We start from the raw sequence: 8,184 nt of genomic DNA, 5'->3' as shown, positions 1-8,184 counted from the left end.
ACCCTCCCTGGTACGTCTTCCATCTCGGCATTGGTTATATAGCTGGGGACACGAACAACTTCAAAGCCATCGACTAAAAGTTTTAGGCTTCCATAGCCGTTATCAAAGCCAGCAGGAAAAATTTTTTGCAAGGTGTGAATGTTAGACATAAAGAGAAAGGTAATAGACTTTTATTTGTGAAAGTTATCTGTTGAGGTGAAGTGGGGAGCAGGGGAGCAGAGGAGGCAATTAAAACAGTTCTTAGTGTTTACTATTTACTGTTAAAAATGGAGAACTCTGACCTTCAGCAGAATAATTAGTTTTTCTTACACTGATAACTAATAATTGTTAATGCAAACATTTTCTCTTGCTCCCCTGCTCCTCTGCTCAAAATCCCCTCTGCCTTTTTTTCTCAAAACTCAAGAACTTATCATAACCTCTTGGGGGCTAAGTGGGGTAAAATCTCAATCAGTCAGATGTACCCCATATAGCCCCCATATAGCCCCTGTATGGGAGTCAAATCTTTCTCAAGCCTCTAAACTGCTTTGGGTACATATAGCCCCCATATAGCCCCCATAAATTTTTTTGAAATCTTTTCTATCAACGCAGCAAAAATTAATTTAGATAATCGTTGACAGCTTGATTTATACTTTAGTGTCAATCTTTTGTTAGCAATTTATTTCCCTGCAATATTTATAGCTAAAGCTCTGATCCACTTGGAATTTACCTACGAGAAATCGGTTGCTTTGAGAGACTATTGCTTCTTGAGATTTTCTACGCAAAAGAAGTAAGGTCTATGCTGGCACTTGAGCAGTAAAAAAAATCTTCTCGTGCAACGGCTAAAGCCTTCTCCGAATGGGTCTGAACTCTCTAGCGTGAATAAAACAGAAGCAGAATTAACCTGCATCCTTGAACAAGGGCAACTGACAAAACATTTAATGATTACTGCCAACCTCCGAATAATGGTTGCAGTCGCTAAAAAGTATCGTTCGAGTAATATAGAGTTTTTGGATCTGATTCAAGAGGGAGCTATCGGTTTACTTTCATGTGGTAGAGAAGTTTGAACCGAATCGCGGTTATAAATTTTCTATCTATGGAAAAGGCGTGGATTCGGCAGGCAATTACCAGAGCAGTTACAGAACAATTCCACACTATTCGCCTACCCCATGACTAAGTAATTACTAATTCGTAATTCGTAATTCGTAATTAATGGACTGAGTAACTCAATTCATTGATGGAGATAAAAAACATAATTCCTTTTTTCAGAGTAGGCGACTTTCCTACGGAACGCTGCTTGAACAGTCTTGGGATGAAAGGGAGTCGGGAGTAGGGAAACTAAGCCGCCTACAAGGAGCGGGGTTTAAAGCAATATGCGATTTCTGATAGATAAAAAGAAATCAAACTTATTTAATTTTCACTACTCTCCTCTTGTTCTTCTAAAATAATTTTTATTTGATTAAGCAATTTCTCCAAAGCTTTCTTTTTCTTCGGATTATCCCAAACTTTAGATGAAGCCAGTTGTTTACTTAATTCTTTATATTGATATTTAAGTAATGGGGGATTATCATTACCTTCCTCTTTACTCTGAATATTCCGTACTAATTGTTGAATTTCAACTAGTGATAAATTATTATCTATTGCTTGACTAAGTAATTGTTTCCGATCTTCGTCAATTTTGAGTTTTGCAATTGCTCTGGCTTTTGTATATTCAATTTTACCTTGAGATAAAACTTGCTGAATTTCATCAGGCAGGTTTAATAGAGGCAAGCGATTTGTTCGGAATGATTCAGGGGACAGTTTGCCAAACGCCATAAATACACCCTCAACTATTGCAATCTCATTTGAGCGGATAACGTTATCCGCCTTTTTTCGATTAGCTTTTTCCATACGATTGAGCAGGCTTACGACCTCATCCTGCGACATCTTCAACCGTAAAACAAGTAATTCTAAAATCCCGATAGTTTCTTCGTAGGCATTTAAATCTTCACGCTGTAAGTTTTCAATTAATCTAACCTGTTTTACGGTAGCATCATCCATTTCCTTGATGACAACAGGTACTTCTTCTAAATCAGCCATTCCTGCTGCGATGAGGCGGCGTTCCCCTGCAATAAGTTCATAGTCCCCATTTCCTAAAGGACGTACTAGCAAGGGTTCAAGTATTCCTACCACTTTTATTGACTGCGTAAGTTCCTCTAACTTCTTACGCTCAAAATAGCGTCGCGGTTGGGTTGGGTCTAACCTAATTCGCTCTGGTTTGATGCTAGTAGCTTGATTTTTAGGTGTAGTTAGTTCAGAATCACCATCGCTAAATATTAAATCAAGAGGATTAGCATGTTTAAGCTTTGCACTATATACTACGTCTTTTTTAGTCACTTTTATACTTTTAGTTTTTCTAAATCTTTAACAATCTTATTCATAACTTTAAGTGCTGCATGATTTTTATCATACACAGCCAATGGAATCCGACGTTCCGAAGCATCGGCAAATGCAATTGATTTTGGGATAGCAGGATATATTGTTGCTATTTGCGAAAGCTGATCTTGTATAGCGTTAACAGTACGAGTTTCCTGTGCTGTACGGCTATCAAGCATTGTAGGGATAAATCCAGCAATTTCTAAGTTTTTATTGAGTTTTTTACGAACTCGCCCAACAGTATCAAGTAAAAGGTCAGTGCCAAGAAAAGATTTAAATTGGCATTGAATAGGCACAACTAAATGTGTAGCCGCAGTTAAGCTGAGGATACTGAGAATGCCCAAAGAAGGCGGGCAGTCAATTAAGATAAAGTCGTATTCATCTTTAATAGGTGCTAGGGCTTCTTTGAGACGATATTCTCTTGCATCAGCAGTAGGTAAGAGAAGTTCAGCTGCACTAAGAGTGATATTTGTGGGAACCAACTTCATCTCATGAATGGTTTCTGGATAAATAAATAACGGTTCTTCATCAATAATGGCGTTGTAGAGTGTTTTTTCTAAACTTTCTGGGTCTACTCCCATAAAATTCGTTAGGCTTGCCTGTGGGTCCATATCAACAAGTAGGACATGGTTTTGATTAGAAGCTAGATGATAACCGAGGTTTTGGGTAAGAGTAGTCTTAGCAACGCCCCCTGATTGGTTAAATAACGCAATGATAATAGTTTTGCTCACGAGTGTAAATTGTAATTTTAAGTATCTACCCTTAATACGGCAAATTGTAGCTCTGGTTAAGGGAGAACACAACTATTGAATTATGCCAATAAAGCTAAAATTAGCTAGGTTTTCAGAAAATGAAAAGGAAATAGTATAATTCAAAATCATCTTAATCCTGTTGTAAATGTTCTGATAGAGATTAAATACCAAGTATATTTGATTATGCTATTTGCACCGTGCATACCGAGTTAAAAAATGGTGTGTTGCTCTCATAGCTTCTAAAGTAAATGGCACTAAGAAAAGCTCTAAGATGTAGAAAACAAGGGTTACAGGTTTTAATTTGACGCAATGAATACCCGCAAATATAACTTGAGTGATGGGATAGGAACGATGCTTGCGGCGAACTACGCCGAAGCAGTTATCAACTACTTCCAAAATCTACTTTGCAATCAACTCTGAAAAAATATTGTTGAACAGGAGGAGCAAAGCCATCACCTAGTAGATTACAGTTATTAAATGTATTCTTTCGATAATAATTGAGTAAGTATAAAATAAAACTGTTTTTGACAGTATATTATTTGTAACAGTAATTAACCCTTAGTTAGCAAGATAGGTTTGTGCTTTTGGAGTATCCTAATGAGCTTGATTAACCTGGATTTGGTCTTCAACGCAATTACTAGCATCGCTAACCCTTTAATTAAAGAAAAAATTCTGCGTTCGGAGACTGTAATTAAGTTACTCCAGCAATTTAACCTTGATCCAGAGCATCCACCTGCTGATTTTAGTGGTGTTTATGCTTACGCCTTAGTAGAATATGGCGTAGGCAAACCTAAGCCATTTCTCGAATTGTTCCGCCAAAAAGCAATTAAACAAGCTTTTCGCACAGCATTAGACCACAATAACCCCTCAATTCTGCTTTCTGAGGTTGATGCTTTTCTAGATACTTATACCTTGGGTGATGACATCAGTAGTTTGGAACTTGATGTCAGGCGAGAAGTGGCTGAATTTGCAACTGTATTTATCGAAGTTGCTAAACGCACTCGCACACCCTCTGATGTTTTGCTAAACCAGAAAATTGGTTCTCTACATAAAAGGATTGCTTGTATCCAAGAACAACTGGAAAGATTGCCAACGCTAGAGGGAATTCGGACAGAAATAGCAAGGTTGGCAGTAGAAAATTATCCCGCACTACCAGGAACTGCGACTGAAAATCAATGTAGAGCGATCGCACTAGCTCAACAGATGCGAGGATGGTTTGAAACCTTGGGCTACCGCCTGGAAAAATATGAAATCTGGGCAGAAGAATATTTTGAATGGATTATCAACATTCCAGTGCGTCGCAGTTATGACCGTATTCTTATACGTGGTGTTGCCGGAGAAATTAAACTGAGTGATGTAATAGCATTGCGTCAATCAGTTGATGCACAAAAAACTGATGAAGGATGGTTGGTAACTACCCGTCGAATTTCCCGTGCAGCAAGGGAGGAAGTTAAGAAGCAAGAAAATCATCGCCTTGATTGCTTTACATTTGACGAACTGATTGACTTAGATGCTGACTTTAGCGGCTATCTCGACTGGTTAGAAGCCCAAATCAAACGCCGAGAAATTGATACTAAGTATGTACCTCTTGCTTGCACAAAAGAAGAAATTGATCCAGTTACCAAGCGACGAATTGGAGCAAGTCGATATGAGGAAGAGGACGGCTGGATTGATGGTTACATCGACTTGTGGCTTGATGATCCCGCCAAAGAACATATTTCAATTCTGGGAGAATTTGGCACTGGTAAAACTTGGTTTGTCTTTCACTATGCTTGGACTGCATTGCAACGTTACCGCGATGCCCAAAAACGTGGCGTTGAGCGTCCCCGTCTGCCTTTGGTAATTACCCTACGTGACTTTGCCAAAGCACTAAATGTTGAGAATGTTTTAGCAGGTTTCTTTTTTACCCAACATAATATCCGAATTAACAGCGAAGTTTTTGACCAACTCAACCGCATGGGTAAGTTGTTGCTCATTTTTGATGGCTTTGACGAAATGGCAGCAAAAGTTGACCGCCAACAGATGATTAACAACTTTTGGGAACTGGCGAAGGTGGTAGTTCCTGGTGCTAAAGTTATCCTCACCTGTCGTACTGAGCATTTTCCAGAGGCGAAGGAAGGACGTGCTTTACTAAATGCAGAGCTACAAGCTTCAACTAAAAAATTAACTGGTGAAACGCCGCAATTTGAAGTGCTGGAACTAGAAAAATTCAATGACGAGCAAATTCGTGCCTGCTTGTCATACCAGGCTGAACCAGTAACTGTTGAACAAGTCATAGGCAATCCGCAATTATTAGACTTAGCACGTCGCCCAGTGATGACTGAATTAATTTTAGAAGCATTGCCAGATATTGAGGCGGGTAAACCTGTGGATATGTCACGGGTTTATTTGTATGCAGTGCGGCGTAAGATGGAACGGGACATTAAAGCGGAACGTACTTTTACTTCTTTAGCGGAAAAACTGTACTTTCTGTGCGAACTTTCCTGGGAAATGCTGTCTACTGACCAAATGAGCCTGAATTATCGGCTTTTCCCAGAACGCATTCGCCGCTTATTTGGTTCTGTTGTTCAAGAAGAGAAGGATTTAGACCACTGGCATTATGACATGATGGCGCAGACTATGCTTGTCCGCAATGCTGATGGTGACTATACCCCGGCGCATAGATCACTGTTAGAGTTCTTTGTTGCGTATAAATTTGCAGCAGAGTTAGGGGCCTTAGCTAGCGATTTTACGGGATTAGCAAAAGCACAGTCATGCTTGGATAGTGGTGCAGCACTTGCTGACTACTCTTGGTCTGGTTATTTTTCACGTCAGTTGGATGATGCTGGGTATAGTGTGGCGATCGCACCGCTCAGACAATTCAGAAGTGAGCCTTTGAATAAGTTGAGAGAGACTTTTGGTAAAGCACCTCTGACAAAAGCAGTGATGGATTTGCTTTTGCCGATGTTAGGTGATAACGAATCTCTTATTAATGTTATTGAAGCAACACGCGGGAAAAGTGTAGAAGAAGTGGGTTATGTTGGCGGGAATGCAGCGACACTGGCGGTGAAAGTTGATAGAAGAGTATTTGAGGAAAGAGATTTTAGTGGTGCGGTGATTAAAGGGGCGAATTTTAGCAATGCTAGTTTGCGAGGTGTTAATTTTGCAGGGGTAAATTTTGCAGAGTCTGACTTTATTAAAGCTTTAGACATGGTTTGTTCAGTTGCATTTAGTCCAGAGAACAAACTATATGCGACTGGAGAAGCTAATGGCGTAATTCGTTTATGGCAACTAACAGATAATAAACAAATTTTGGTTTGTAAAGGGCATACTAACTGGGTACGATCAATTGTTTTTAGTATCGACGGTAAAATCCTCATTAGTGGAAGTTATGACAAAACAATCAAATTATGGGATATTCAAACTGGACAATGTTTAAAAACTTTATACGGACATAAAGATGTAATTAGGTCATTAGCAATTTCAACAAAAAATAATATCCTGGCTAGTGGTAGTAATGATGCAACTATTAGGCTATGGGATATTTCCACAGGTGAGTGTTTACAAATTTTACCTGATCATGCATTAGCAAATAGTTTAATAGCAATTAGTCCTGATGGTATTACTTTAGCTAGTAGTTGTATTGATAATACCGTAAAGCTGTGGAATATCGAAACTGGAGAATGTCTGAAAAGTTTTACTCCTATTAGTAAAGTATACGCGACTATATTTAGTTATGATGGGAAAATGGTCATTAGTGGCAGTGGAGATAATGATAATACAGTCAAATTTTGGGATATAGAAACTGGAAAATGTATAAAAACGTTGTCAGGACATCAACGAAGTGTGAAGTTTTTAGTTATAAGTCCTGATGGCAAAAGCTTAGTTAGTGCCAGTCACGACAATACATTGAAAGTATGGGATATCCAGACAGGAAATTGTTTGAAAACCTTGCAAGGGCATACAGACTGGATACGCTCACTAGCTATTAGCCCTGATAGTAAAACATTAATTAGTAGTAGTCAAGATAGAACAGTAAAACTATGGAATATAAAAAACGGAGAATGTTTCAAAACCTTACAAGGCCATACGAGTTGGATCTTGTCAGTTGCAATTAGCTCTGACGGTACAAAGATAGCTAGTGCTAGTAATGATAAAACAATAAAAGTATGGGATATAAATACACAAAAATGTCTTTATACTTTAGATGAACACCTTGAATGGGTAGGTGTTATAGCTATTAGTCATAACAGTAAAATTATTGCTAGTGGCGGTGGAGACAGAACAGTAAAACTATGGGATTTTAATTCTGGAAAAAATCTCAATACTTTTCTAGCACATGATGGAATGATCGAGTCATTAGCAATTAGTCCTGAGAATGAATTATTAGCGACTTGCAGTTCTGATAAAAGTGTCAAGTTGTGGGAAATTAATACTGGAAAATTCATTAAAACTCTTGGATATAATAACGAGAGAATAATTACTGTAGCTTTTAGTTGTGATGGTAAATTATTGGCTACTGGTGGGAATAAAACTATAAGTTTATGGGATATACATACTGGAAAGTGTCTTAAAACAATGCAAGGACATACTGATTGGATAAGAAAAGTAATTATTGGTATTGATCATAATATTTTAATCAGTTGCAGTTGGGATAAAACAGTCAAAGTCTGGAATGCAATAACAGGTGAGTGCCTCAGAACTCTACAAGGACATAGTAGTGAAGTTATCTCAATTGCTATTAGTCCTAATAGTAATGTTTTAGCTTCAGCTAGTAATGACCAAACAGTTCGGCTGTGGGATATTCAAACTGGGGAGTGCTTAAAAATTTTGCAGGGACATACTAATTGGGTACAGTCAGTTGTTTTTAGTCCTGATGGTTTGCTTCTAGTCAGTGGTAGTTACGATTGTACAATCAAACTTTGGGATATTAGAAGTGGCGATTGTCTAAAAACTATTGACAATAAACCGTATGCAGGTATGAACATTACGGATATAAGTGGTTTGATGGAAGTCGAAAAAGCTACCCTCAAAGCACTAGGTGCAGTGGATACTTAAAAGC

At 38.4% G+C, this 8,184-nt stretch carries 4 protein-coding genes; 2 read left to right on the top strand and 2 right to left on the bottom strand.

Going from position 1 to position 8,184, the window contains the following annotated elements:
- The first annotated feature begins 809 nt into the window (after positions 1-809).
- A complete protein-coding gene (locus G1O98_RS41175; RefSeq protein WP_202985815.1) occupies positions 810-1,043 on the top strand; it encodes a sigma factor in 234 nt (77 codons plus the stop codon).
- A gap of 343 nt (positions 1,044-1,386) precedes the next feature.
- On the opposite strand, the gene G1O98_RS41170 is transcribed toward G1O98_RS41175, so the two are convergent.
- Complete coding sequence (locus tag G1O98_RS41170; protein WP_163932514.1) at positions 1,387-2,352, bottom strand: ParB/RepB/Spo0J family partition protein; 966 nt, start codon at positions 2,350-2,352, stop codon at positions 1,387-1,389.
- Positions 2,353-2,354: 2 nt separating this feature from the next.
- Positions 2,355-3,122, bottom strand: a complete 768-nt coding sequence (locus G1O98_RS23470) for a ParA family protein (protein WP_163932511.1) — start codon at positions 3,120-3,122, stop codon at positions 2,355-2,357.
- A 618-nt stretch (positions 3,123-3,740) separates the two neighbouring features.
- Between G1O98_RS23470 and G1O98_RS23465 the strand changes: the two genes are divergently transcribed.
- Positions 3,741-8,180 (top strand): NACHT domain-containing protein, encoded by a 4,440-nt coding sequence (locus G1O98_RS23465; protein ID WP_163932508.1) that lies wholly within the window; start codon positions 3,741-3,743, stop codon positions 8,178-8,180.
- Positions 8,181-8,184 lie beyond the last annotated feature (4 nt).

Origin of the sequence: Nostoc sp. UIC 10630, from assembly GCF_010747425.1 — a bacterium.
In the GTDB taxonomy this organism is placed as follows: domain Bacteria; phylum Cyanobacteriota; class Cyanobacteriia; order Cyanobacteriales; family Nostocaceae; genus Nostoc.
The sequence above is the reverse complement of the archived record's forward strand: the minus strand, read 5'-3'. Positions and strand labels throughout refer to the sequence as shown.